The organism is Rathayibacter sp. AY1D9, from assembly GCF_002932395.1.
Taxonomy (GTDB): Bacteria; Actinomycetota; Actinomycetes; order Actinomycetales; family Microbacteriaceae; genus Rathayibacter.
On record NZ_PSVQ01000014.1, the window covers coordinates 50919 to 76045 of the forward strand.

The following is a 25127-nucleotide window of genomic DNA, read 5'->3' on the forward strand; positions in this document are numbered from 1 at the left end:
GGCACCGCGTCGAGGAGGACGAGCATGGCCGACTGGAACGACACGATCATCGAGGAGTTCCGCGCGAACGGCGGGACCGTGACCACGGGCGGCTTCGGGAGGAGCCTCGTGCTGGTGCACCACCGCGGCGCCCGCTCCGGTGAGGAGCGCGTGACTCCCCTGATGGCGCTGCACCCCTCCGACGACGTCTGGCTGCTCGCCGCGTCCGCCGCCGGTGCGCCGAAGCACCCCGCCTGGTTCCACAACATGATCGCCCACCCGGACCTGGCGATCGAGACCCCCGACGACGGCACCGTCGACGTCCGGGCGCGTGTCCTCGCCGGGGAGGAGCGCGACGCCGGCTGGGCCCGCTTCACCACCGCCTCCGCCGGCTTCCTCGACTACGAGAAGCGCACCACCCGTATCATCCCGGTCGTGGAGCTCACCCGCCGCTGACCGCGAGCCGTCAGCGCAGCAGCACGGGCACCGTGTCCGGCGTGCTCCAGCTCAGCGCGATCCGCTCGCGGAAGCCGCCGCTGCGCAGCTCGGCCTCGAGCGCGTCGATCATCACGGGGAGCAGCGCGCGCCGCTCGATCAGCAGGTCGAGCACGAGCCGGTCGCCGGCCGTCAGCAGCACCGGGCCCGATCCGGGCAGCACCGCGATCCACTGGCACTCCCCCACCTGCACGCTCCGGTGCCGACGGAGGCGTCGGAGCAGCTCGGGCAGCGCCCGCGGATCGAGGGCGGACACGTCGGCACGGAGGGCGATCACCCCGCGAGCGTGCCCGCGCCGGACGACCTCCCGCCGACCTCCCGGTGAACACCACGCCTCCGCGGGACGCCGTCCGCGAGAACGACACGACAGGAGCCCGCCCCGCGGCGCACCGCACTCGGGAACGGGAGAAGCCCCCGACCGGACATCCGATCGGGGGCTTCTCGCCTGGTTCTCTCGAACCCGGTTCTCTCGAACTCCGGTTCTCGTGAACTCTGGTGCGCGAGGGGGGAGTTGAACCCCCACGCCCTTTCGGGCACACGGACCTGAACCGTGCGCGTCTGCCTATTCCGCCACTCGCGCTCACCAGCGGCACCGAAGCGCCGACGAGAAATCGTAGCATCCCCCGGCCCCCGAGCCGAACCGGCGCTCACCGTCCCGGGCCGCCGCTCCCCCGGGAGCCGCCGCCGAGCCGCCCCGGTGAGAGCGCGCACACGGCACTCCTGCCGCGAAACCACTGCGGAGGATCGCGCATCCAGACCATCCCAGTAACATGCCCGTAGCCGTGCGCGGCGCAGACCAAGAAGAGGAAGCGGCGACGGGCGCGCAGACATCTCGATCCGTGCGCGACCGCCGAGAAGGCGAAGAACCGGAAGATCGGAAGACTGTGGGCATACTGGACAACTTCGAGAAGGGACTCGAGCGCGTCGTCAACGGCGCGTTCGCGCGGACCTTCAAGTCGGGTCTGCAGCCGGTCGAGCTCGCCTCCGCCCTCCGCCGGGAGCTCGACACCTCCGCCGCCGTGGTCAGCCGCGACCGCATCCTCGTCCCCAACAGCCTCGTCCTGCGGATGTCCGCGACCGACCTCGACCGGATGCAGCGCCTCGGCGCCACCCTGATCGACGAGCTCACCACCGTGGCCACCGAGCACGCCACCAAGCAGGGCTTCCGCTTCCCCGGCCCGATCGACATCTCCCTCGCCGTCGATCCGGCGCTCAGCGACGGCATGGTCGAGGTCGACTCCCGCAGCGTGAAGGGCACCGTCGCCTACACGCCCGTCCTCGACATCGACGGCCGGCGCCACCCGATCACGAAGGCGCGCACCGTCATCGGCCGCGGCAGCGACGCCGACATCACCGTCGACGACTCGGGCACGTCCCGCAAGCACGTCGAGATCCTCTGGGACGGCTCCCGCGCCCAGGTGCACGACCTCGGGTCCACGAACGGCTCCAAGCTCGACGGCCGGCCCGTCACGCAGGCGCCCCTGGCCCCCGAGCAGACCATCACGATCGGGCGCACCTCGATCGTCTACCGCGTCGTGCAGGGCTCCGCGCCCGCACGCACCGACCGCCCGTCGTCCGGCAGGGCAGCCGGACGCGGCTCCGAGGGATTCTGGGACGACCGGCTATGAGCGAGCTCACTCTCTTCCTCCTGCGCATCGCGTTCCTCGCGCTGCTGTGGTTCTTCGTGTTCGGCATCGTCTACGCGCTGCGCTCCGACCTGTTCGGGCAGCGCGTGCGCAAGCTGCCGCCCGGCGCGCAGGCCGCGTCCCCCGAGGCCCCGTTCGTGACGGCGGCCCAGCCCGTGGTCGCCGCGGCCGCCGCGGCTCCCACGCCCGCGCAGCCCGCCTCTCCGTCGGCCCCCTCGGCCCGGAGGAGCCGAGAGGCCGCCGCCGAGCGCGCCGAGCAGGGAGGCGCCGCCACGGTCCACACGGCGCAGCGCCTCGTGATCACCTCGGGCCCCAAGCGGGGCACCGAGCTCGAGCTGACCGGCGACCCGCTGACGATCGGCCGCTCCGCGGAGTCGACGCTGGTCATCCGCGACGACTACACCTCGACCCACCACGCGCGCCTGCTCCTCTGGAACGACGAGTGGATGATCCAGGACCTCGACTCCACCAACGGCACCTTCCTCGACGGCCGCCGCGTCGGCGCGCCCACCAAGGTGCCGCTGGACACGCCCGTGAAGGTCGGCACCACCACCTTCGAACTGCGGCGGTCGTAGCGCGTGGCCCCCACTCCGGAGAGCGGCTCCGGCCACGGCGCGGTGCGCGAGAGCGCCGCCGTCTCGCACGTCGGCAGGATCCGCTCGAACAACCAGGACTCCGGCTACGCGGGCCGGCAGCTCTTCGTCGTCGCCGACGGCATGGGCGGCCACGCGGGCGGCGACGTCGCCTCCTCCATCGCGATCAAGCGCATCGCGGAGGCGGACCGCGTCTACGCCTCCACCTACGAGGCCGAGGACGAGCTCAAGCGCACCCTGCTGGCGGCCAACACCCTGCTGGCCGACGCCGTGGTCGACCACCCCGAGCTCACCGGCATGGGCACCACCGTCAGCGCGATCGCCCGCGTCGGCGAGTCGGTGGCGATCGCGCACATCGGCGACTCCCGCATCTACGTCCTCCGCGACGGCCGGCTCGAGCAGGTCACGACGGACCACACCTTCGTGCAGCGCCTCGTCGACTCCGGCCGCATCACGGAGGAGGAGGCGATGACGCATCCGCGCCGCTCCGTCCTGATGCGGGTCCTCGGCGACGTGCACACCAACCCCGAGATCGACACGCTCACGCTCGAGACCGAGCCGCACGACCGCTGGCTGATCTGCTCCGACGGCCTCTCCGGCGTCGTCCCGCACGACGAGATCCTCAAGGAGCTCAGCCGCGACGAGACCGCCCAGCAGGTGGCCGACCGCCTGATCCGCGACAGCCTCTCGCACGGCGCCCCGGACAACGTCACCGTCGTCGTCCTCGACATCCCCGGGGCGGGCGACACCGCGCGCATCCTCGCCCCCGTGGAGGAGCCGGTGGTCGTCGGATCCGCCGCCGCGCCCACGCCCTTCAGCACCGACGACTCGCAGAACCGCGTCCGGATCCCCGGCCTCCGCCTGCACACCCGCGCTCCCGCCGCGCAGGGCCCCACCCACTTCGAGCCCGCGTCCGAGGACTACCTCGACGAGCTGATCGAGGAGGACCGCCGCCGGCACCTGCGCCGCCGCATCACCTGGCTCGTCGGCCTGTCCCTCGTGCTCATCATCGGATTCCTCGGGATCCTCTTCGCCTACGACTGGACGCAGTCGCGCTTCTACGTCGGCACCGACGGGGACACCGTGATCATCTACCAGGGCATCCAGCAGTCGGTCGGCCCGCTCTCGCTCTCGGAGGTGAAGGAGGACACGGGCATCCCGCTCGACTCCCTCCGCGCCTACGACGTCGAGCAGCTGGAGCAGACGATCAGCGCCGACTCCTACGCCGGCGCGGTCGACATCGTCGAGCGCCTCACGGACGCGAACGGAGCACCATGACGGACGCCGCCACGGCCACCGCCCGCCCCGCCCCCGAGCGGCAGGGCTTCTTCCGCCAGAAGCTGCGCAATCTCGAGCTCCTGCTCCTGATCGGCGCATGCCTCATCGACGCCGGCGCGATCGTGCTCGTGCAGCTCGGCGCCCTCGGCTCGATCGACACCACGCTGGTCTCGCTGGGCGCCGGCCTCTCGGCGCTCGTGCTCGCCGTGCACGTCGTGCTGCGCTTCGCGGCCCCGGCGGCCGACCCCTTCCTCCTCCCGATCGCCACCGTGCTGAACGGCCTGGGCGTCGCCGAGATCTACCGGATCGACATCGCCGACGGCGCGACCGGCTGGGAGTCGGTGGCGGTGCGGCAGATCTTCTGGAGCGCCCTGGCCGTCGTGGCGGCGATCGTGGTGCTGCTGGTCATCCGCAACCACCGCGTGCTGTTCCGCTACACCTACGTCGCCGGGTTCGCGGCGATCGTGCTGCTCCTGCTGCCGCTCCTGCCCTTCATCGGCCGCGAGGTCAGCGGCGCGCGCGTGTGGATCGGGATCGGCGACGTGGCGAGCTTCCAGCCCGGCGAGATCGCCAAGATCGCCCTCGCGGTCTTCTTCGCCGGCTACCTCGTGCGCAACCGCGACTCCCTCTCGATGGTGGGCCGCACCGTCCTCGGGATGCGCTTCCCGCGCCTGCGCGACCTCGGCCCGATCCTGGTGGTCTGGGCGGTCACGATGGGCGTCATCGTCTTCCAGCGCGACCTGGGGACGGCTCTGCTCTACTTCGGCCTGTTCCTGGTCATGCTCTACGTCGCGACCGGCCGCACCAGCTGGGTCCTCATCGGCGTCGGCCTGTTCCTCGGCGGCGCGCTGCTGGCGAGCCAGACGCTCGACTACGTGGGCAACCGCTTCGCCAACTGGCTCGAGCCCTTCAGCGCCGAGCGCTACGGGGCGGATCCGGGCGGCAGCTACCAGCTCGTGCAGGGCCTCTTCGGCCTCGCGCACGGCGGGCTGCTCGGCACGGGCCTCGGCCAGGGGATGCCGGATCTCACGCCGGTCCCGCAGTCCGACTACATCATCGCCAGCCTCGGCGAGGAGCTGGGCCTCGCCGGGCTCTTCGCGATCTTCGGCCTCTACCTCCTGCTGGTCTCGCGCGGGTTCCGCATCGGCTTCGCCGGGCAGGACGACTTCGGGCGCCTCCTGGGAGTCGGCCTCTCGTTCGTGATCGCTCTGCAGTGCTTCATCGTCATCGGAGGCGTCACCCGTGTCATCCCGCTGACCGGCCTGACCACGCCGTTCCTCGCCGCCGGCGGCTCCTCCCTCGTGGCGAACTGGATGATCGTGGCGGTGCTGCTGCGCCTGTCCGACACAGTCCGCAGTCAGCCTCGTCTGGTGGTGTGATCCGTCGATGAACCGAGAACTCAAACGGGTGAGCCTTGTCGTGCTGACGATGTTCGTGGCACTCTTGCTCTCCACCACCACCATTCAGGTGATCCAGGCCGACTCCCTCGACGAGGACGGCCGCAACACGCGGACCCTCTACGAGAGCTTCTCGACCGAGCGCGGTGCGATCCTCGCCGGCGGTCAGCCGATCGCCTCCTCGACGCCGTCGGACGACCTCTACAAGTTCCAGCGGCAGTACGCGAACGGCCCGCTCTACTCCGCCGTGACCGGCTACTTCACTCTGAACCAGGGCACCACCGGCATCGAGCGCACGCTCAACGACTACCTCTCGGGCACCTCGAACTCGCAGTTCTTCGACGAGATCAACAACCTCGTCACGGGCCAGGACCCGAAGGGCGCGTCGGTCGAGCTCTCGATCGACCCGGTCGCCCAGCAGGCCGCCTTCGACGCGCTCGGCGACTACACGGGGGCCGTCGTCGTGACGGAGCCGGCCACCGGCCGCATCCTCGCGATGGTCTCGAAGCCCACCTTCGACCCCACCGCGCTCGCCTCCCACGACACCGACGACGTCCTCGCCGCCTACCGGGCGCTGAACGACGACTCCTCCGAGCCCCTCGTGAACCGGGCCATCGGCGGCTCGCTCAACCCGCCCGGCTCCGTCTTCAAGCTCGTCGTGGCCTCGGCCGCCCTCGAGTCCGGCCGCTTCACCGCCGACTCGAGCTTCCCCAACGTCGAGTCGTACACGCTGCCCGGCTCCTCGTCGCAGGTGATCAACTCCGGAGGCGGTCTCTGCGGCTCCGGAGAGACGGTCACGCTGGCCACCGCCGTCTCGCTCTCCTGCAACGTCCCGATGGCCGAGATGGGCGTGCAGCTGGGAGCGGACGCGATCCGCTCGCAGGCCGAGAAGTTCGGCTTCGACACCGAGCTCGAGATCCCGATGTCGGTCGAGGCGAGCACGTACCCGACGAAGACGGACGACGCCCAGACGGCCCTCACCGCCTTCGGACAGTACGAGGTGCGTGCGACGCCGCTGCAGATCGCCATGGTCTCCGCGGCGATCGCGAACGGCGGCGAGGTGATGCAGCCGAACCTGGTCGACTCGATCCGCTCGCAGGACCTCAGCGTGCTGCAGCAGTTCCAGGAGAAGTCGCTCGGCCGGGCGGTGAGCACGCAGACCGCGGACGCCGTCAAGGCGATGATGGTCGCCAGCGTCCAGGGCGGCGCGGCGACGAATGCAACAATAGGGGGCGTCACTGTGGCCGGTAAGACCGGTACCGCCGAGAACGGCGGGGACGACCCGTACACCCTCTGGTTCACCGGCTTCGCGCCTGCGGACGACCCGCAGTACGCCATCACCGTGCTCGTGGAGAACGGTGGAGGGCTCGGCCAGACCGGGTACGGCAACCTGATCGCCGCACCCATCGGACAACAGGTACTAGAGGCGGTGCTGAACAAATGAGACCCACGACAGGCCTCACCTTCGGGGGACGCTACGAGCTGCAGTCCCGGATCGCCATCGGCGGCATGGGAGAGGTGTGGCAGGCGACCGATCTCGTCATCGGCCGCACCATCGCGATCAAGATCCTGAAGGACGAGTACCTCGGCGACCCCGGATTCCTCGAGCGCTTCCGCGCCGAGGCCCGCCACGCGGCGCTGGTCAACCACGAGGGCATCGCCAACGTCTACGACTACGGCGAGGAGGACGGCTCGGCCTACCTGGTCATGGAGCTCGTCCCCGGCGAGGCGCTCTCGACCGTCCTCGAGCGCGAGCGCGTCCTCTCGACCGACAAGGTCCTCGACATCGTCGCGCAGACCGCGCTCGCCCTGCACGCCGCGCACGCCGCCGGCCTCGTGCACCGCGACGTGAAGCCGGGCAACCTGCTCATCACGCCGGACGGCCGCGTCAAGATCACCGACTTCGGCATCGCGCGCATCGCCGACCAGGTCCCGCTGACGGCGACCGGGCAGGTCATGGGCACGGTCCAGTACCTGTCCCCGGAGCAGGCGAGCGGCCAGCCCGCCTCCCCCGCCACCGACATCTACTCGCTGGGCATCGTCGCGTACGAGTGCCTGGCCGGGCGCCGCCCCTTCACGGGCGAGTCGCAGGTCGCCATCGCAATGGCGCAGATCAACGACACCCCGCCGGAGCTGCCGGTCACGGTCGCGGAGCCGGTGCGCAATCTCGTCTACTCCTGCATCGCCAAGAAGCCGGCCGACCGCCCCGCCACCGCCGCGCACCTCGCGCGGGCGGCCCAGGCGCTGCGCTCGGGCGACGTGCGCGGAGCGGCGCTGGCCGTCCCCGCGGTCCTCAGCGACCTGCCCGCGACGCAGGCGACCACGGTCCTCCCCTCCAACCAGGGCGCGACGCAGGCGACCACGGTGCTCCCCTCCGGCGCGCCCGCGGCCGCGGCCGCCGCTCCGTTCGTGCCGATCGAGGAGCCGCTCGAGGCCTCCGAGGAGCCGCGCAGGCGCAGCCCCTGGACCTGGCCGCTGATCGCCCTCATCGTGATCCTCGCCGTCGTCATCGCGGGCACGATCTTCGCCCTGACGACCGGCGGGAGCAGCGACCCGGCCGCCTCCCCCACCGCGACGACCAGCACTGCCCCGTCGCCGACGCCGTCCGAGACTCCGAGTCCCACGCCGACGCCGACCTCGAACACGGTCGTCATCGACAAGGCCGACTACGTCGGGCGCTCCTTCGACGACGTCGAGACCGAGCTCGAGGCCCTGGGCATGGGCGTCCGCCGCGCGGACGGCCCGAGCGCCCCCACCGCCGAGCAGGTCGGACTCGTCGAGGACGTGAACCCCACCGCGAACGTGGTGAAGGGCACGACCATCGAGGTCTCCGTCTTCACCGAGGTCGCGACCCCGGACGCACCGACCGCCGTGCCGACCGTCACCCCCGCCGCCTCCAGCGTCGAGGCGGGCGCGACGTTCAACGTCACCTGGAGCAACTACAACCAGTGCCCGAGCGGAACCTCCGTGAGCGGTTACCGGGTGACCGCGACCGGCGAGGGCGCGAGCGTGACGAGCACCAACCCGTCGAACTCGACGACCGCGACGATCCAGGCCGGCACCACGGCGGGCACGATCGACGTCACGTACACCGTGCTCTGCGGCGAGTCGGAGTCGGCGGCCTCGCCCACCCTCTCCGTCACCGTCGAGGAACCGGCTCCGACCCCGGCGCCGACCCCCACCTCGAAGGCCACCTCGACGCCCACCCCCTCCGAGTAGCGGCGGCGCGCCGGGCCGGGGCACCGCTCCGGCCCGGCGCCTCGCGGCCGTCGCGTCGCGCCCCCGCCCGGAACACCAGGGGCCCATAGGTACACTTGCCGTGGCTCCTCGGGGCCGCACCACACGGAAGTACAGGGCGGGAGCGTGCGCGTGACGGATGAGGGTCGCCTGATCGCGGGACGGTACCAGGTCGGGCCCCGGCTCGGCCGCGGCGGGATGTCCGAGGTGTACCTCGGCACCGACACCCGGCTCGGCCGCACCGTCGCCATCAAGGAGCTGAAGCTCTCCCTCTCCTCCGACTCCGCCTTCCGCCTGCGGTTCCGCCAGGAGGCGCAATCCGCGTCGCGCATGTCGCATCCCACGATCGTCCGGGTCTTCGACGCGGGTGAGGAGGTCTCGCTCGACGACAACGGCGCCGAGTCGCGCCGGCCCTTCATCGTCATGGAGCACATCGAGGGCCGCCTCCTCAAGGACCTGATCGCGGAGGGCCCCCTCGACGTGGACGAGGCCGTCCGCATCACGGAGGGCATCCTCACCGCCCTCGAGTACTCGCACCGCGCAGGCGTCGTCCACCGCGACATCAAGCCCGGCAACATCATGCTGACCCCGTCGGGCCAGGTGAAGGTGATGGACTTCGGGATCGCCCGCGCCGTCTCCGACTCCGCCGCCACGGTCGCTCAGACCACGGCGATCCTCGGCACCGCGGCCTACTTCTCCCCCGAGCAGGCGAAGGGCGAGCAGGTCGACGCCCGCAGCGACCTCTACTCCGCCGGCATCGTGCTCTTCGAGCTCCTCACCGGCCGTGCGCCCTTCCGCGGCGACACCCCGGTGGCCGTCGCCTACCAGCACGTCAGCGAGACGCCGCCGGCGCCGAGCTCCATCAACCCGGCCGTCACCCCAGCACTCGACGCGGTCGTCGCCCGAGCACTCTCGAAGGACCGCTACGAGCGCTTCCAGGGAGCTGCGGAGTTCCGTGACGACCTGCGCGACGCCGCCGCCGGACGCCTCCCCGACCACCGCCCGATCGACGAGCTGACCACCTCGCTCTTCGCGGCCCGCAGCCAGGGCGGAGTCAACGACTCCGAGCTCGCCCTCCGCCAGCTGGCCGAGGACAACTCGATCGTCCGCACCCAGCGCCGCCCGCCGGTCCTCTGGATCTGGTCCTCGATCGTCGTGCTGGCCGTGATCGTCGCCGCACTCGTGATCTGGGTGCTGACGCTCCAGCCCGCGTCGACGCTGCCGTCGCAGTCGCGCGAGGTCCCCACCCTCACCGAGACCACCTACGACAGCGCGCAGTCGACCCTGACCGAGCTCGACCTCGTGCCGAGCCAGGTCGCGGAGTACAGCTCGACCGTCCCCGAGGGCGAGGTGATCCGCACGGATCCTGGCTCGGGCACGATCGTCGCGCCCGAGACGGTCATCCGCATCGTCGTGTCCCAGGGCCCCCAGCCCGTCGCCGTGCCGGACACCGTCGGGCAGAGCCTCGCCGAGGCCATCGACGCGCTCACCGCCGTCGGCTTCGTCGAGGGCTCCCAGACCCGCGAGAACTCGCCGACCGTCCCGGGCGACGTCGTGCTCTCCGCCTCCCCCGGAGCGGGACAGCAGGTCGCCCCGGGCACGCCGGTCGACCTCACGGTCTCCTCCGGCCAGGTCACGCTCCCCGACCTCGTCGGGACGTCCCTCAGCAGCGCACTGGCCACCCTCGCCTCCGAGAAGCTGCAGCTCGTGGGGGTCGAGGTCCCGGACGAGACCTGCGACGCGACCCGGGCGAACCCGCCCATCACGACCCAGTCCCTGGCTCCGGGCGACGTCCCGCAGGGATCGACCGTCCAGCTCGGATACTGCGCGGGCTGACCCGGCCTGCAGCCCGCTGCGGCTGCGGCGTCGGCCGACGGTGCCCGGTGGAGGCCGGGTCGCTGCTCTGCGCGCCGAGAAGGGCTCGTCCGGACGTTGCTCGTCGGGTTCGATGCTCCACGGGGGCCGACGGCCCCGAGCTGAACGGCTAGGCCCTGCGCGCGTCGGCGAGCGGGGGCTGGAGCAGCACGACCTCGCCGGCTGCCGATCCATCGGCGGGGCGCGCGATCCTGCCGCGGATGTCGCTCGGGGTGAGCCCCTCGCGGCGCTTGAGCGCACGGCGGAGGTGGTCCGCCGAGGAGAATCCGGACGCGGCGGCGATCGCCTCGAGCGGGACCTCCCGCGGGCGGCGGCGCAGGAGCTCCACGGCGCTGGCGACCCGGGATCGCTCGATCTCGCTCGCGACCGTGGTGCCCGCATCCTCGAAGAGCCGCTGGAGGGAGCGGGTGGACACGTTGACCGCGTCGGCCACCGCCTCCGGAGTGCAGCGCGGCGTGCGGTGCGTCCGGTCGATGACCGTGCGCGCGCGCCCGAGCGTGGCGGCTCGCACGCTCGTGGTGCCGGGCTGCGAGCTCGCCGCCGCGAGGAACGCGCTGGTGAGGAGCTGCTTGACCACGTGGGCGAAGCCGGTGACCTCGCCCTCGCCGGGCAGCCCCGTCCCCGACTCCGCCGCGAGGGCGAAGGCGGTCGTGAAGGCGTACGCGGCGCGGGTGGACCGGGCGTCGGGGTCGAGCGCGTAGACCGGGGCCGACGTGTCGAAGCCGTAGCGGCGCATCTCGTCGGCGCGCAGCGAGAGGTGGAGGATCGTGGCCGGAGTCGTCGACTCGGTCGTGAACGTCGTCGTCCCCTGCTGGTACGAGATCGAGCCCGGACGCAGCAGCACCGTTCGGTCCGGGGCGACCATGCGCACGAAGCCGTCGATGAGGAAGCTGAAAGTGAGGAAGGAGGTGTCGTCGGCCGGCCACGTCCCGCGGAGGACGCGCAGAGGCGAGACCGTCATCAGCACGACGCTCAGATCGGCGGTGCCGAATCCCGAACCGGTGATGCTCGGAACGGTGCCGGGTTTGACGACGATGCGCGGTCCGAGATTCTCGAGCTCTCGGATTCCCGAGAAAGCCCAGGAGATCGATGCGACCATCTGGTCCCCCCGGACTTCTCTTGTGGCGCCGACCCCCTGTCGACGCCCTCTGATTATGCAGCGAAAAGGGGCCGCATCCTCCGCCGGGAGCCCGTCAAATCCCGCCACCTGATCGGGGGGTGCGCAAGGGGGTGGACAAGGTCACGCTCATACCCTGTCGCGGCGTTCTCCTCCGCCCGCCGTCATTTAGCCGTCAGATGGCGGATTTCTACGTGAGAACGCACTCAGGGCGGCATCCCCGTTCGGGGGACGGTGGTCGCTGATCATTCTCAATGCTTCCGACTCGATAACGAGCCCGATAAGCCCGGCGAATTCCGCCTCATCGAGCCGGGATCGAGAGTCCGGGCGTGTCGTCGGCCGATACGGATGCTCCGCCCGGCCTCACCTCGCGCAGCCAGTTCTCGAGAAGGCGCCGCCCGCCCTCGGTGAGGACCGACTCCGGATGGAACTGCACGCCCACGAGCGGAGCACTCCGGTGCCGGACGGCCATGACCACTCCCTCCGGTGTCCGCGCCGTCACCCGCAGCTCCTCGGGAAGGCTCTCACCGTCGACCGCGAGCGAGTGGTACCGCATCGCGGCGAATCCGGAGGGCAGGCCGTCGAAGAGCGGATCTCCGTCGTGGAGGACCGCGGACGTCCGGCCGTGCAGCAGCTCCGGCGCCTCCGTGACGCGGGCGCCGAGAGCGTGGGCGAGCACCTGGTGGCCGAGGCAGACTCCGAGCAGCGGCCGCCCGGTCGCCTCCGCCCGCTGCACGAGCGCCGTCGACGCGGGGACGTCCCCGGGACGGCCCGGCCCGGGTGAGACCAGGACTCCGTCCGCCTCCTCCGCGCGAGCCAGGAGCGCCGTCGTGCCGAGGTCGTCGCCCTCGACCACGTCGACCTCGGCACCGAGCTCGCGGAGATACGAGACGAGCGTGAAGACGAAGCTGTCGTGGTGGTCGACGACCAGGATCCGCGGGGCCGCGCCGGCGGTCACGAGCCGACGGTCACGTTCCGGTCGAGCACGAGCGACTGCACCCAGGGGAACACCCACTCGTCGAGCGCGACCAGGACCGCCGCGACGAGGACGAGGACGATCAGGAGCCGGACCCACCACGGCCCGGGAAGGAGCCGCCACAGCGCTGCGTACACGGTCAGCCCTCCTGAGCCAGCGAGGCGGCGATCTCGGCGGGGGCGCCCGCGGACCGCGGCTGGAACGAGTCGAAGACGCCGTACGCGATGATCCGCTCGGCCGTCGAGTAGAGCGGGTTGCAGCTCGTCAGCGTGATCAGGCGGTCGGTCGGAGCCGCGTCCGGAGTCCACGGGACCGGGTCGATCACCTGGACGTCGGAGGGCTGGACGTACTCGAGGTTGCGGAAGCGGTAGGTGTACCAGCCGTCCGCCGTCTCGATGTAGATCGGGTCGCCGAGCTGGAGCTCGTCGATCAGGTGCATGCCTCCGCCGTACGCGCTGCGGTGCGCGGCGAGCGCGAAGTTGCCGGCCTGCCCGGGCATCTGCGTCCCGGGGTAGTGGCCGATGCTCCCCTCGTCGAGCACGTTCTCGGCGTCGATGCCTTCGGCGATCGTGCGCACCCACCCCTCGCCGTAGCGCGGGATGTAGAGGTTGCCGAAGGAGGAGTCGAGGGCGGCGACCGACGCGACGACCGGCTCCGCCGGGGCGGCCTCGGTCGGCTGCGGTGCCGGAGAGGAATCGCCCCAGGTCTCGCGGAGCTCCGCCGCCTGCGTCGTCTGCCGGCCCGCGATCACCGCGTCGTTCCACCAGAGCTGCCAGGCCAGGAAGAGCAGGACCAGGACGCCGGCGGTCATCAGGAGCTCGCCGACGACTCCGAAGAACGAGAGTCGTCGGACCGGGCGGGCCCTCCGTCGCTTCGCTCGCGGCCGCAGAGCCGCCCCGTCGGGGTTCTGGGCGGTCATGCGACGAGTCTAGGCGCGAGCCGTGACCGGCTGTGGCGCATGATCCGGACCTGTGGAGAGCCCTCCCGAGTCGCCGCCTGAGGAGGGCCGATGGGACCACTCGAGCGCCTGCACCGGCCGCTCCGCGAGTCCGCACAGCACCCGCGCAGCCCCGGTGCTCCCGGCCCGGAGCCTCCGCCAGGTACAGTGGTCGGCATGGCACGAGCGACGAAGAGCCCGAAGCCCGAGCGCGACGAGGCCCGGACCGGCGAGAACGCACCGAATCCGGTCTGGTTCAAGCCGGTGATGTTCGGCTTCATGCTGCTCGGACTCGCCTGGATCATCGTCTTCTACGTGAGCCAGGGCACCCTGCCGATCCCCGATCTCGGCAACCTCAACATCCTGATCGGCTTCGGCATCGCGTTCATCGGCTTCCTGATGACGACGCGCTGGCGCTGAGCCTCCCCCAGTCGTGAACGACGCCCCGTCCGGTCCGCCGACGGGGCGTTCGTCGTCGGTGGAGCGTCTGCGCGCCGCCGGCTGCGTCTTCGCCGAGGAGGAGGCGGGCCTGCTCGAGGAGGCCGCCGGCTCCTCCTCCGACCTCGAGCTGCTGCTCCGCCGCCGCGAGACGGGCGAGCCCCTCGAGCAGATCCTCGGCTGGGTCGCCTTCCGCGGCCTGCGCGTCCCCGTCGCACCCGGCGTCTTCGTGCCCCGCATGCGCACCGAGTGGCTGGTCGACTGCGCCCTGGAGGTCCTCCCGGACGGCGCCGTGGTGCTCGACCTCTGCTGCGGATCCGGCGCCCTCGCCCGGTCGATCGCGGAGGAGCGGCCCGACGTCCGCCTACTCGCGGCCGACCTCTCCCCCGCCGCCGTCGCCTGCGCGCGCCGCACGCTCGCAGGCCGCGCCGACGTCCACGAGGGCGACCTCTTCGACGCGCTCCCCGGGAGTGAGCGCGGGCGGATCGACGTCGTCGTCGTCAACGCCCCCTACGTCCCCACCGCCGCGATCGCGCTCATGCCGCCGGAGGCCCGGGTGCACGAGCCGATGCTCACGCTCGACGGCGGGTCGGACGGGCTCGCCCTGCATCGCCGTATCGCTCAGGAGGCGGGGGCGTGGCTCGCACCCCACGGCGTCGTCGTGATCGAGGTCGGCGCGGATCAGGCCGCGGCGAGTGCCTCGGCGTTCCAGGCGGCCGGGTTCGCCACCTCGCTGCACCGCGACAACGACCGTGAGGCGACGGCCCTGGTGGCCGTCCGCCGGAGAACTACACCGCTGTAATTATCCCCAGCTGTGGAATCTCCTGTGGAGAACTCCGCGGTCCCCGCCGCGCTGGCCTGCTCGAGGTGAGGAGGGCCCGGATCCGCACCAGTCCGCCGGTCCTCGGACGCGCCGCCGTCCCCGGATCGTCCTCCCGAGGAGGACACCCGGGACGTTCTCCCCAGTGTTAACAACTCTGTGGATAACTTCCTCCCCACCTGTTGAGAGCACCTGTGGACAGCGGTGGAGACGGTCACCGCGGGAACGACGAAGCGGCGGGCCCGGGAGTGCGCGAGGCACTGCCGGACCCGCCGCTGCGGGAGGGGGAGGGATCAGCCGAGGACGTAGGCGCCGGCGGTGATCGCGACCAGTCCGACTCCGATGAGCCCGACGAGGAGGTTCTGCGTGCGCCGCTGGGCGCGCTGCCGGGTCTTCGTGAAGACCAGCCCGATGAGCGCGCCGGCCACCAGACCGCCGACGTGCGCCTGCCACGCCACGTTCATCCCGGGCAGGAAGCCGATGACGAGGTTCAGTCCGACCAGCACCAGCAGCTGCGACGCCTGACCGCCCAGATGCCGGAGGATCACCAGGTACGCGCCCATCAGCCCGAAGATCGCACCGGAGGCGCCGATCACCGGGGTCAGCGGGTTCGCGAGGAGCAGGACGCCCACCGACCCGGCGAAACCGCTCAGGAGGAAGAGGGTGAGGTACCGCCCGCGGCCCAGCATCCGCTCGAGCACCATGCCGAACACCCACAGCGTGTACATGTTCAGCACCAGGTGGAACGGGATGACGATGAAGAGCGACGTGCTGTGGAGGAACACCGAGGTGAGCATCCGCCACGGCTCGAAGCCGGCACCGAAGCCGGGGAGCGTGTAGGCGGGGGCGTACAGGAGCGCGTTGACCGCCGGCCCGCCGACGAAGGGGAGGATCTCGACGATCCACAGCACGATGCAGAGCGCGATGATCGCGTAGGTCACCGTCGGCTGGTCGGCGCGGGTCATGGCCCGCACGCGGGAGAGGAGGGGACCGCGGGTGCGCGGCGCGGTGGCGCGCTGCTGCGCCATGTCGTCCGGGCAGATCACGCCGACTGGAGCGGGCGTCTGGCACTCGCCGCAGATGGTGCGGCCGCACCGCTGGCAGCGCACGAAGCTCTGCCGGTCGGGGTGTCGGTAGCAGGAGTAGGTGCTGCTCGGCGGGACCTGGGTCACGGACGTGCCTCCGGGGAGAACGAGGGCCGGGCCCTGACGGACCCGGCCCTCGAATGAGTGGTGGATGAGGCGATCAGACCTCGGTGATCTCGACGCTCTCGATCACGACGTCCTCGAGCGGCTTGTCACGGCCGTCGGTGGGAACAGCCGAGAGCGACTGCACGAGCTTCTTCGACTCCTCGTCGGCGACGGCGCCGAAGATGGTGTGCTTGCCCTGGAGCCAGGTGGTCGGCGCCACGGTGATGAAGAACTGCGAGCCGTTGGTGCCGCGGCCCGCCTGCTTGCCGGCGTTCGCCATCGCGAGGATGTAGGGCTGGGTGAAGTCGAGCTCCGAGTTGATCTCGTCGTCGAACTGGTACCCCGGGCCGCCGATGCCCTGACCGAGCGGGTCGCCGCCCTGGAGCATGAAGTCGGGGATGATGCGGTGGAAGACGGTGCCGTTGTAGAGCGGCTCCTTCGTCTTCGCACCCGTGGCGGGGTGGGTCCACTCGATGTCGCCGGTCGCGAGACCGACGAAGTTGCGGACCGTCTTGGGAGCGTGGTTCCCGTAGAGGTTGACGACGATGTCGCCCTTGTTGGTGTGGAACGTCGCGACTGCGGTGTGCAAAGGCATGCTCGGATTCTCGCACAGCGTGTCTGTAGGCCCCTGCAACGCCCGGTGTCAATGCGCTGGGTGCGCGATGCGGACGCCGATCGATGAGTGGCAGTATTGAGGCGTTCGCTGCTCGTAGCCGATGGAGGACCAACATGGGTCTGTCACGTAAGCACAAGAAGGACCTCAAGCGTCTTCGCAAGAACGCCGAGGCGGTCTGGGGCGAGCAGCAGGAGGTGCTGGCGCACGCGGCCTCCGTGCTCGAGAAGAGCCGCCGCCACGCGTCGAAGTACGCCAAGAAGGAGCTCGTCCCCTTCGTCAAGGACACGTACGACTCGCGCGTCAAGCCGGTCTACGACAACGGCGTCTCGGCCGTCGAGGGCACGTACTCCTCGGCCCGCAACGCCTACAAGCACAAGGTCGTCCCGACCTTCGCCGCTGTGGGCGGCACGGCCGCCGCCGCCTTCGAGGCCGCCAAGGACTCGAAGAACCGCGCGAAGCTCGCCGAGATCTCGAAGGCGCGCTGGGAGGAGCTCACCACTCCGCCGAAGAAGAAGAGCAAGGTCGGCACGGTCTTCGCGATCGGCGCCGCGCTGGTCGCCGTCGGCGGCATCGGCTACGCCGTCTGGCAGACGTTCCGCGCCGACGACGAGCTGTGGGTCGCCGAGGACGAGCCGCAGAGCGCCGCGCAGAACGCGGCCTCGACCGCTTCCTGACGTTCTCGTCGCTGGAGCCGGGCCCCTCAGGGGGTCCGGCTCCTTCGCATGCCCGGGTTAGGCTTCTGCGGTGGACATCCGGGTCGCCGCGTACGGCGTGATCATCGACGGCGAGCGGATGCTGCTCGCGCACTGGAGCCAGGGCCCCTGGTCGGCCTGGACGCTTCCGGGCGGCGGGATCGACGAGGGCGAGTCGCCCGCCGACGCCGCGGTCCGCGAGATCTTCGAGGAGACGGGCTACCGTGCCGAGCTCGAGGCCCTCATCGGCGTGGACTCGCACGTGATCCCCGCGCACCGCCGCAGCGATCCCGAGGCCGGCCCCCTGCACGCCATCCGCGTCGTCTACCGCGCCCGCGTCGTGGGCGGCGAGCTCACGCACGAGGTGGACGGCTCCACGGACGCCGCCGCCTGGTTCCCCCTGAGCGACGTCGAGGAGCTGGAGCGCGTCGAGCTCGTCGACGCGGCCCTGACCATGAACGAGGCCTGGCTCCTCCGCTGACGGTGCCCGGGAATCCCCGGCCGCGCCCCGGCGTTCCCTTCGTCGTGATCGTCGAGCTCTACACTTCCGCCTTCTGCGGCGCCTGCCATGCCGCGCGCTCGGTGCTGGAGCGGGCCTCGGAGCTCGTCCCCGCCGCCGAGATCCGCGAGCGCGACGTGGCCTTCCACCCCGTCGAGGCCGAGGCCGCCGGTGTCCGCTCGACCCCCACCGTCGTCGTGCGCGATACGGCCGGAGAGGTGGTCTTCCGGGCGGAGGGCGCTCCCTCCCTTCCGCAGGCTCTCGCCGCTCTGGCCCTCGCCCTGCCCGCGTAGGGTGGCCGCGGGAGGACCCATGCACCGTCGCGCTGCGCTCGCGAGCACCGTCGTTCTGCTCGGCGCCCTCGCGCTCTCGGGATGCGCCTCCGAAGAGCCGGTGACCACGGCCGCGGTCGGGCTCGGACGGGGCGGCGAGCGCGGCGAGGTCCTCGGCGTCGTCGTCGTGTGCTCGGGATCCGTCGACGGCCTCGACCTCGCCGCCTCCGACTCCGCCCCCCTGACCATCGGCGACGGGCTGCGGAGGGTCACCCGCTGGGTCTCCCCGTCACCGGTCACGCAGCTGGGCGCGACCGACCTCTCCGGATCCACGGTCTGGCCGGCCGACACGGTGATCGAGCGGTTCCCGCTCGGCGTCGACCTCTCGCTGGGCGCCTACGCGACCGACCGCTCCGTGCTCGCCCGCCCGGTCGTCTTCACGGCCGAGCAGTTCGACACGCTCTCCGTCGGCGAGATCATCGTCGGCGACATACGCGACGGCACGTCCAAGACCCTCTCGGTCCAGCAGTTCCTCGGCCTCGCCTGCGTGGACCGCTGAGCGGGCGGCTCGGCCGTCCGAGCGGCGGCCTCGATCGCACGGCCGCGCGGCGGGCGACAGGAGAGGCCGCCGAAGACCTCGACACGGTGACCCCGCGACGGCGGAGGACCCGGAGTGCCGTGGGCCGGGAGACCAGAAGGGCCTGTGAGGGGAGCACCCGCGAGAGGGGAGGAAGTGTGGAGCCTAGGAGATTCGAACTCCTGACATCCTGCTTGCAAAGCAGGCGCTCTACCAACTGAGCTAAGGCCCCGGGCCGGAGACGGGGCGATCCGTCTCCGAGAGTCGAACGGCCCGCCACCGCGAGGTGACGGGCCGTTCGGACCGGGTGGGGGTACCAGGACTTGAACCTGGGACCTCTTCATTATCAGTGAAGCGCTCTAACCGCCTGAGCTATACCCCCGGAATGGCCAGAGGAGACTCTACCCGACATCGAGCAGGAATCCCAATCGGCCGGACCGTGCGCCCTACTGGTTGGTGAAGCCCACCAGGAGGCCGCCGGTGATCTTGACGCTGAGGTTGTACAGCAGCGCCACGATCGCGCCGAGCGCGGTGGTGACGATGGTGTTCAGCACCGCGACGACGATCGCGAAGCCCATGACCTGCGGCAGCGAGATGATCGTGTTGAGGTCGAACGCCTCGGCGCCGGCGATGTCTTGCACGAGGCCGTTGACCTCGTCGAACACTCCCGTCTGGGCCAGGACCGTGTAGACCAGGTAGACGACGACGATCGTGATGATCGCGAGCGTCAGACCCAGCAGGAACGAGAGCTTCACGGCCGACCAGAAGTCGACGTAGACGAGCTTCAGGCGGACCTGCTTCGCCGCCGGGCTCTTCGCGGACTTCCTGGCGAGCTTCTCGGCGACGGTGCTACTCATCTACGGACCCATCCTCCTCCGACACCGGGGCGGACTCGGCCGGCGCCGCGGCGTCGGGATCCTCGTCCTGGGCGTCGAGATTGCGTTCGGTGTTCTTGGCGAGTGCGATGATGCGGTCGTCCTCAGCGAATCGTGCGAAGACGACTCCCATGGTGTCGCGACCCTTGGCCGGTACCTCGGCCACCGCAGAGCGTACCACCTTGCCGCTGGCGAGCACGACGAGCACCTCGTCGTCCTCTCCGGTGATGATGGCGCCCACGAGGTCGCCGCGCTTCTCCTCCAGCTTGGCCACCTTGATGCCCAGCCCGCCGCGTCCCTGGAGGCGGTACTGGTCGACCGCGGTGCGCTTGGCGTAGCCGCCCTCGGTGACCACGAACACGAAGCCCTCGTCACTGACGACGTTGGCGTCGAGGAGGCGGTCCTCTCCGCGGAACGACATGCCGCGGACTCCGGAGGTGGAGCGGCCCATCGGACGCAGCGCCTCGTCGGACGCGGTGAAGCGGATCGACATGCCCTTGCGGGAGACCAGCAGCACGTCGCTGTCCTCCTCGACCAGGAGCGCCGAGACGAGCTCGTCGCCGTCGCGCAGCTTGATCGCGATGATGCCGCCGGAGCGGTTCGTGTCGTACTCCGAGAGGGCCGTCTTCTTCACGAGGCCGTCGCGCGTGGCGAGCACGAGGTAGCGGGCCGCCTCGTAGTCGCGGATGTCGAGGATCTGCGCGATCTGCTCCCCCGGCTCGAGCGCGAGCAGGTTCGCGATGTGCTGGCCCTTGGCGTCGCGGCCGGCCTCCTGCAGCTCGTAGGTCTTGGCGCGGTACACGCGACCGGTGTTCGTGAAGAACAGCAGCCAGTGGTGCGTGGTGGTGACGAAGAAGTGCTCGACGATGTCGTCGGCCTTCAGCTGCGCGCCGCGCACGCCGCGGCCGCCGCGGTGCTGCGCCCGGTAGGAGTCGCTCCGGGTGCGCTTGAGGTAGCCGCCGCGGGTGACGGTGACGACCATCTCCTCCTCGGGGATCAGGTCCTCGACGCTCATGTCGCCGTCGAATCCGAAGAGGATCTCGGTGCGGCGGTCGTCGCCGAAGCGGTCGACGATCTCGTCGAGCTCGTCCGAGATGATCGTGCGCTGGCGCTCTGGGCTCGCGAGGATCGACTTGTAGTCCTCGATCTCGGCCTGGATCCGGTCGTGCTCGTCGATGATCTTCTGGCGCTCGAGGGCCGCGAGGCGGCGCAGCTGCATGTCGAGGATGGCGCGGGACTGCACCTCGTCGATGTCGAGCAGCTCCATCAGACCGTCGCGCGCCTCCTCCACGGTGGGGGAGCGGCGGATGAGGGCGATGACCTCGTCGAGCGCGTCGAGCGCCTTGAGGTAGCCGCGCAGGATGTGGATCCGCGCCTCCGCCTCGTCGAGGAGGTACTGGGTGCGGCGCACGATGACCTCGACCTGGTGGTCGACCCAGGCGCGGATGAAGCCGTCGAGCGAGAGGGTGCGCGGGATGCCGTCGACGATCGCGAGCATGTTCGCGCCGAAGTTCTCCTGAAGCGGCGTGTGCTTGTAGAGGTTGTTCAGCACCACCTTCGCCACGGCGTCGCGCTTGAGGACGACGACGAGGCGCTGGCCGGTGCGACCGGAGGTCTCGTCGCGGATGTCCGCGATGCCCGAGACGCGCCCGTCCTTGACCAGCTCGGCGATCTTGATCGCCAGGTTGTCCGGGTTCACCTGGTACGGCAGCTCGGTGACGACGAGGCAGGTGCGGCCCTGGATCTCCTCGATGGAGACGACGGCGCGCATCGTGATCGAGCCGCGGCCGGTGCGGTACGCGTCCTGGATGCCGCGGACGCCGAGGATCTGCGCACCGGTGGGGAAGTCGGGTCCCTTGATCCGCTGCAGCAGCGCCTCGAGGAGCTCCTCGCGCGTCGCGTCCGGGTTCTCGAGCGCCCACTTCGCGCCGGCGGCGACCTCGCGCAGGTTGTGCGGCGGGATGTTGGTCGCCATGCCGACCGCGATGCCGACGGAGCCGTTGACGAGGAGGTTCGGGAACCGGGCCGGCAGGATCGCCGGCTCGCGCGTGCGGCCGTCGTAGTTGTCCTGGAAGTCGACGGTGTTCTTGTCGATGTCGCGGACCATCTCGAGCGCGAGCGGCGCCATCTTGGTCTCGGTGTACCGGGGGGCGGCGGCGCCGTCGTTGCCGGGGGAGCCGAAGTTTCCCTGACCGAGCGCGAGCGGGTAGCGGAGGCTCCACGGCTGCACCAGGCGGACCAGCGCGTCGTAGATCGCGGAGTCGCCGTGCGGGTGGAACTGGCCCATCACGTCGCCGACGACGCGCGAGCACTTCGAGAACGCCTTGTCGGGCCGGTAGCCGCCGTCGTACATGGCGTAGATCACGCGGCGGTGCACGGGCTTCAGGCCGTCGCGCACCTCCGGCAGGGCTCGCCCGACGATGACGCTCATCGCGTAGTCGAGGTAGGAGCGCTGCATCTCGAGCTGCAGGTCGACCGGCTCGATCTTGTCGTGACCGTGGATCACCACACCGGTCTCGGTGACGATGTCGTCGCTCTCGTCCGGGCCGGTGGGGGTGGTGGGTTCTTCTGCCATGATCTCTGGTCTCTCAGGTGGGTCCGTGCCCCGGACGAGCGGGGGCGGCGGTCGCGCTGGGTGTCAGGTGTGTCGTCGGTGTGCGGGCCGGTGAGGGCCTCTGTCGCGTTCTGGTCGAGGATGCGGCCCATCGAGGGCCGCCGTCACGTGTTCGAGGTGGTCGCGAGGGCGGTCCACTGGACCGCCCGGCTGCCGCCTCTCGAAGGACGTCCGTTTCCTCGACAGCTAGATGTCGAGGAAGCGCACGTCCTTCGCATTCTTCTGGATGAAGGAGCGGCGGGACTCGACGTCCTCTCCCATGAGGGTGGAGAAGATCTCGTCGGCCGCGGCCGCGTCGTCGAGCGTGACCTGGAGGAGGGTCCGCGTGGCGGGGTCCATCGTGGTCTCCCACAGCTCCTTGTAGTCCATCTCGCCGAGGCCCTTGTAGCGCTGGATGCCGTTCTCCTTGGGCATGCGCTTGTTGGTCGCCGAGCCGTGCGCGATCAGGGCGTCGCGCTCGCGGTCGCTGTAGACGTACTCGTGCGGGGAGTTCGACCACTTGAGGCGGTACAGCGGCGGCTGCGCGAGGTACACGTAGCCGAGGTCGATCAGCGGGCGCATGTAGCGGAAGAGGAGCGTCAGCAGCAGCGTCGTGATGTGCTGGCCGTCGACGTCGGCGTCGGCCATCAGGATGATCTTGTGGTACCGCGCCTTGTCGGGGTTGAAGTCCTCGCCGATGCCGGCGCCGAACGCCGTGATCATCGCCTGGACCTCGTTGTTGCCGAGAGCACGGTCGAGCCGCGCCTTCTCGACGTTGAGGATCTTGCCGCGGAGGGGGAGGATCGCCTGCCTCTCGGGGTTGCGGCCCTGCACCGCGGATCCGCCCGCCGAGTCGCCCTCGACGATGAAGATCTCGGAGATCGACGGGTCCTTGGACTGGCAGTCCTTGAGCTTGCCCGGCATGCCGCCGCCCTCGAGCAGGCCCTTTCGGCGGGCGGTCTCGCGCGCCTTGCGCGCCGCCATGCGGGCCGAGGCCGCCTGGATCGCCTTGCGGATGATGTCCTTCGCCTGGCTCGGGTTGCGGTCGAACCAGTCGGCCAGCTGCTCGCCGGCCACGCGCTGCACGAACGCCTTCGCCTCGGTGTTGCCGAGCTTCGTCTTGGTCTGGCCCTCGAACTGCGGCTCGCCGAGCTTGATCGACACGACGGCGGTGAGGCCCTCGCGGATGTCGTCGCCCGAGAGGTTCTCGTCCTTCTCCTTGAGCAGGTTGTTCGCGCGCGCGTAGCGGTTGACCAGCGTGGTCAGCGCGGCGCGGAAGCCTTCCTCGTGGGTGCCGCCCTCGTGGGTGTTGATGGTGTTGGCGTAGGTGTGGACGCTCTCGGTGTAGGCGGTGGTCCACTGCATCGCGACCTCGAGCGAGATGCGGCGCTCGGTGTCCTCGGACTCGAAGTCGATGATCTCGGAGTGCACGAGGTCCGACTTCTTCAGCGAGTTGATGTACTCGACGTAGTCGACGAGGCCCTTCTCGTAGTGGAAGACGTCGGTCCGGTCGCCCTCGGTCTCGTTCTCGCCCTCCCCCTCGAACTCGACCTCGTTCTGGTCGGTCAGCGCGATGCGCAGGCCCTTGTTGAGGAACGCCATCTGCTGGAAGCGCGCGCGCAGGGTCTCGTAGTCGAACTCGACCGTCTCGAAGATGCCGGCGTTGGGCCAGAAGGTGATCGTCGTGCCGGTCTCGTCGCTGGCCTCGCCCTTCTCGAGCGGGGCGTCCGGCACTCCGTCGGTGAAGCTCATCCGGTACACGGCGCCCTGGCGCTTGACCTCGACGTCGAGGCGCGTCGAGAGCGCGTTGACCACGGAGGAGCCGACGCCGTGCAGGCCGCCGGAGACCGCGTAGCCGCCTCCGCCGAACTTGCCGCCGGCGTGGAGCACGGTGAGGACCAGCTCGACCGTGGAGATGCCCTCGGTCGGGTGCATGTCGACCGGGATGCCGCGGCCGTTGTCGGAGACGGTGACGCCTCCGTCGGCGCGCATCAGGATCTCGATGTTGTCGCAGTAGCCCGCGAGCGCCTCGTCGACGGCGTTGTCGACGATCTCGTAGACCAGGTGGTGCAGACCGCGCGGACCCGTGGATCCGATGTACATGCCGGGGCGCTTGCGGACCGCCTCGAGGCCCTCGAGGACCTGGATCTGGTTCGCGCCGTAGTCGCCGGACGACTTGGTCGACATGCTCTCGTGCGGAGCGGAGGGGGCTGCTGAGCCGTTCGCGTCCAGGTCGTTCGCTGCGGGTGACGTGGAGTCGTTCGGCTCGTGAGTCATAGCTGTGGAGTTCTCCTCTGACGGTCCGTCGCGACGCGCACGGTGATCTGGAGATCGCCCGCGCGGCGGCGTCACTGCGGTTCGGCGGCCCTCCATTCTACCGCGTGCCGGGTCGATCCGAAGCGCTGGACGGCGATCTGAGGCGCGAAAGATCGGCGGTCGACCGAAAATGCGTCCTCAGCCGTAGGTGTCGCGCGGACCACGCCCTGGAATCGACCTGGGACCCTTTTTCCAGTTCGGGACGTCCGGGCCCTGGAAACGGATCGACGCGATGCCCGCGTCGGGGAAGTTCACGGCGATGTGGTTCATGATCTCGATCCGCATCAGCCGGAGCTGCGTCGACCACGCCGTGGACTCGCACGCGACCGTCAGCACGCCGTCGACGACGCCCACCGGAGTCGAGTGCTTCGCGGTCTCCTCGCCGGCGATCGCCGTCCACGACGACATCAGGTCGCCCTGCGCCAGCGGCGCCGTCCAGCCGAGCTTCACCGTGAGGGAGTCGAGGACGTCGCCGAGGTCGTGCGGGTCGCGGCCCTTGCCGAACGGGATCGCGTCGCCCTTGGGCTCGGCGCGCTCGACGGTCTTCCGGATGCGGCGCGGGCCGTCGGCGCCGAACACCTCCTTGAGGTGGCGGTAGACGCGGGCGGCCTCGGAGTCGGCGCGCGTCGAGATCGGGCGAAGGCGCTGGCGGGGGTCTCGATACGGCTCGCTGGGGCTACTCGACCAGCATGAACCGCACGTGCTCAAG

Annotated in this window: 25 protein-coding genes and 3 tRNA genes; 14 read left to right on the forward strand and 14 right to left on the reverse strand. The window is 70.6% G+C overall.

Annotated features, from left to right (window positions below; translation table 11 throughout):
- The first annotated feature begins 24 nt into the window (after positions 1-24).
- Positions 25-435 (forward strand): nitroreductase/quinone reductase family protein, encoded by a 411-nt coding sequence (locus C5C50_RS08000; RefSeq protein ID WP_104266573.1) that lies wholly within the window; start codon positions 25-27, stop codon positions 433-435.
- 10 nt (positions 436-445) lie between these two features.
- On the opposite strand, the gene C5C50_RS08005 is transcribed toward C5C50_RS08000, so the two are convergent.
- Together C5C50_RS08005 and C5C50_RS08010 are read right to left on the reverse strand one after the other, a co-directional pair.
- Positions 446-751, reverse strand: coding sequence for a hypothetical protein (locus C5C50_RS08005; protein ID WP_104273224.1), 306 nt, complete (start codon positions 749-751; stop codon positions 446-448).
- Positions 752-967: 216 nt separating this feature from the next.
- Positions 968-1054 (reverse strand) — tRNA-Leu (locus C5C50_RS08010).
- A gap of 304 nt (positions 1055-1358) precedes the next feature.
- Between C5C50_RS08010 and C5C50_RS08015 the strand changes: the two genes are divergently transcribed.
- The 7 genes from C5C50_RS08015 to pknB all read left to right on the forward strand — a co-directional run bounded on the left by C5C50_RS08015 (position 1359) and on the right by pknB (position 10461).
- Positions 1359-2102 (forward strand): DUF3662 and FHA domain-containing protein, encoded by a 744-nt coding sequence (locus tag C5C50_RS08015; protein WP_104225775.1) that lies wholly within the window; start codon positions 1359-1361, stop codon positions 2100-2102.
- On the forward strand, positions 2099-2695 hold the full coding sequence (locus tag C5C50_RS08020; RefSeq protein ID WP_104222659.1) for an FHA domain-containing protein: 597 nt from the start codon (positions 2099-2101) through the stop codon (positions 2693-2695). Before C5C50_RS08015 ends, C5C50_RS08020 begins: the two co-directional genes overlap by 4 nt.
- Positions 2696-2698: 3 nt before the next feature.
- Positions 2699-3991 (forward strand): Stp1/IreP family PP2C-type Ser/Thr phosphatase, encoded by a 1293-nt coding sequence (locus tag C5C50_RS08025; protein ID WP_244229533.1) that lies wholly within the window; start codon positions 2699-2701, stop codon positions 3989-3991.
- The gene (locus C5C50_RS08030; protein WP_104225777.1) at positions 3988-5370 is read left to right on the forward strand and encodes an FtsW/RodA/SpoVE family cell cycle protein; all 1383 of its coding nucleotides are present in this window, start codon (positions 3988-3990) and stop codon (positions 5368-5370) included. Before C5C50_RS08025 ends, C5C50_RS08030 begins: the two co-directional genes overlap by 4 nt.
- Before the next feature lie 7 nt (positions 5371-5377).
- Positions 5378-6832 carry a penicillin-binding protein 2 gene (locus C5C50_RS08035; RefSeq protein WP_104273225.1) on the forward strand — a complete coding sequence of 485 codons (1455 nt, stop codon included), beginning with the start codon at positions 5378-5380 and terminating at the stop codon, positions 6830-6832.
- Positions 6829-8607: a protein kinase gene (locus C5C50_RS08040; protein ID WP_104273226.1), complete on the forward strand. Its 1779-nt coding sequence runs from the start codon at positions 6829-6831 to the stop codon at positions 8605-8607. Before C5C50_RS08035 ends, C5C50_RS08040 begins: the two co-directional genes overlap by 4 nt.
- A 150-nt stretch (positions 8608-8757) precedes the next feature.
- Positions 8758-10461 (forward strand): Stk1 family PASTA domain-containing Ser/Thr kinase, encoded by a 1704-nt coding sequence (gene pknB / locus C5C50_RS08045; RefSeq protein ID WP_104222663.1) that lies wholly within the window; start codon positions 8758-8760, stop codon positions 10459-10461.
- A gap of 148 nt (positions 10462-10609) precedes the next feature.
- On the opposite strand, the gene C5C50_RS08050 is transcribed toward pknB, so the two are convergent.
- The 4 genes from C5C50_RS08050 to C5C50_RS08060 all read right to left on the reverse strand — a co-directional run bounded on the left by C5C50_RS08050 (position 10610) and on the right by C5C50_RS08060 (position 13512).
- Positions 10610-11599 (reverse strand): helix-turn-helix domain-containing protein, encoded by a 990-nt coding sequence (locus C5C50_RS08050; protein ID WP_104273227.1) that lies wholly within the window; start codon positions 11597-11599, stop codon positions 10610-10612.
- Positions 11600-11918: 319 nt separating this feature from the next.
- Positions 11919-12575 (reverse strand): aminodeoxychorismate/anthranilate synthase component II, encoded by a 657-nt coding sequence (locus C5C50_RS08055; RefSeq protein ID WP_104262581.1) that lies wholly within the window; start codon positions 12573-12575, stop codon positions 11919-11921.
- Positions 12572-12730: a hypothetical protein gene (locus C5C50_RS16940; RefSeq protein WP_167299010.1), complete on the reverse strand. Its 159-nt coding sequence runs from the start codon at positions 12728-12730 to the stop codon at positions 12572-12574. The genes C5C50_RS08055 and C5C50_RS16940 overlap by 4 nt, the downstream gene beginning before the upstream one ends.
- Before the next feature lie 2 nt (positions 12731-12732).
- Complete coding sequence (locus C5C50_RS08060) at positions 12733-13512, reverse strand: class E sortase (RefSeq protein ID WP_104273228.1); 780 nt, start codon at positions 13510-13512, stop codon at positions 12733-12735.
- A 195-nt stretch (positions 13513-13707) separates the two neighbouring features.
- Between C5C50_RS08060 and C5C50_RS08065 the strand changes: the two genes are divergently transcribed.
- Both C5C50_RS08065 and C5C50_RS08070 read left to right on the forward strand, forming a co-directional pair.
- Positions 13708-13950 (forward strand): cell division protein CrgA, encoded by a 243-nt coding sequence (locus C5C50_RS08065; protein ID WP_104222667.1) that lies wholly within the window; start codon positions 13708-13710, stop codon positions 13948-13950.
- Positions 13951-14008: 58 nt separating this feature from the next.
- Positions 14009-14770, forward strand: coding sequence for a putative protein N(5)-glutamine methyltransferase (locus C5C50_RS08070; protein WP_104273235.1), 762 nt, complete (start codon positions 14009-14011; stop codon positions 14768-14770).
- A 311-nt stretch (positions 14771-15081) separates the two neighbouring features.
- Here C5C50_RS08070 and C5C50_RS08075 read toward each other — a convergent pair whose 3' ends face one another.
- On the reverse strand, positions 15082-15960 hold the full coding sequence (locus C5C50_RS08075) for a rhomboid family intramembrane serine protease (protein ID WP_104222668.1): 879 nt from the start codon (positions 15958-15960) through the stop codon (positions 15082-15084).
- A 73-nt stretch (positions 15961-16033) separates the two neighbouring features.
- Positions 16034-16573, reverse strand: coding sequence for a peptidylprolyl isomerase (locus tag C5C50_RS08080; RefSeq protein WP_104222669.1), 540 nt, complete (start codon positions 16571-16573; stop codon positions 16034-16036).
- A gap of 134 nt (positions 16574-16707) precedes the next feature.
- On the opposite strand from C5C50_RS08080, the gene C5C50_RS08085 reads away from it, so the two are divergent.
- From C5C50_RS08085 to C5C50_RS08100, 4 genes are all read left to right on the forward strand, one after another.
- Positions 16708-17268: a hypothetical protein gene (locus C5C50_RS08085; RefSeq protein WP_104232995.1), complete on the forward strand. Its 561-nt coding sequence runs from the start codon at positions 16708-16710 to the stop codon at positions 17266-17268.
- A 70-nt stretch (positions 17269-17338) separates the two neighbouring features.
- The gene (locus tag C5C50_RS08090; protein WP_104273229.1) at positions 17339-17767 is read left to right on the forward strand and encodes an NUDIX hydrolase; all 429 of its coding nucleotides are present in this window, start codon (positions 17339-17341) and stop codon (positions 17765-17767) included.
- 44 nt (positions 17768-17811) lie between these two features.
- Entirely contained in the window at positions 17812-18078 is a 267-nt protein-coding gene (locus tag C5C50_RS08095) for a glutaredoxin domain-containing protein (protein ID WP_104273236.1), read from the forward strand.
- 19 nt (positions 18079-18097) lie between these two features.
- Positions 18098-18616 carry a hypothetical protein gene (locus C5C50_RS08100; RefSeq protein ID WP_104273230.1) on the forward strand — a complete coding sequence of 173 codons (519 nt, stop codon included), beginning with the start codon at positions 18098-18100 and terminating at the stop codon, positions 18614-18616.
- Positions 18617-18793: 177 nt separating this feature from the next.
- Here C5C50_RS08100 and C5C50_RS08105 read toward each other — a convergent pair.
- From C5C50_RS08105 to C5C50_RS08130, 6 genes are all read right to left on the reverse strand, one after another.
- A tRNA-Ala gene (locus C5C50_RS08105) sits at positions 18794-18866 on the reverse strand.
- A gap of 76 nt (positions 18867-18942) precedes the next feature.
- Positions 18943-19016 (reverse strand) — tRNA-Ile (locus C5C50_RS08110).
- Positions 19017-19080: 64 nt separating this feature from the next.
- Positions 19081-19491, reverse strand: coding sequence for a DUF3566 domain-containing protein (locus tag C5C50_RS08115; protein ID WP_104222673.1), 411 nt, complete (start codon positions 19489-19491; stop codon positions 19081-19083).
- Positions 19484-22084 carry a DNA gyrase subunit A gene (gyrA, locus tag C5C50_RS08120; protein ID WP_104222674.1) on the reverse strand — a complete coding sequence of 867 codons (2601 nt, stop codon included), beginning with the start codon at positions 22082-22084 and terminating at the stop codon, positions 19484-19486. Before gyrA ends, C5C50_RS08115 begins: the two co-directional genes overlap by 8 nt.
- 225 nt (positions 22085-22309) lie before the next feature.
- Entirely contained in the window at positions 22310-24289 is a 1980-nt protein-coding gene (gene gyrB / locus C5C50_RS08125) for a DNA topoisomerase (ATP-hydrolyzing) subunit B (protein ID WP_219814088.1), read from the reverse strand.
- Between the two features lie 267 nt (positions 24290-24556).
- Positions 24557-25126 (reverse strand): DUF721 domain-containing protein, encoded by a 570-nt coding sequence (locus C5C50_RS08130; RefSeq protein WP_258067707.1) that lies wholly within the window; start codon positions 25124-25126, stop codon positions 24557-24559.
- Position 25127 lies beyond the last annotated feature (1 nt).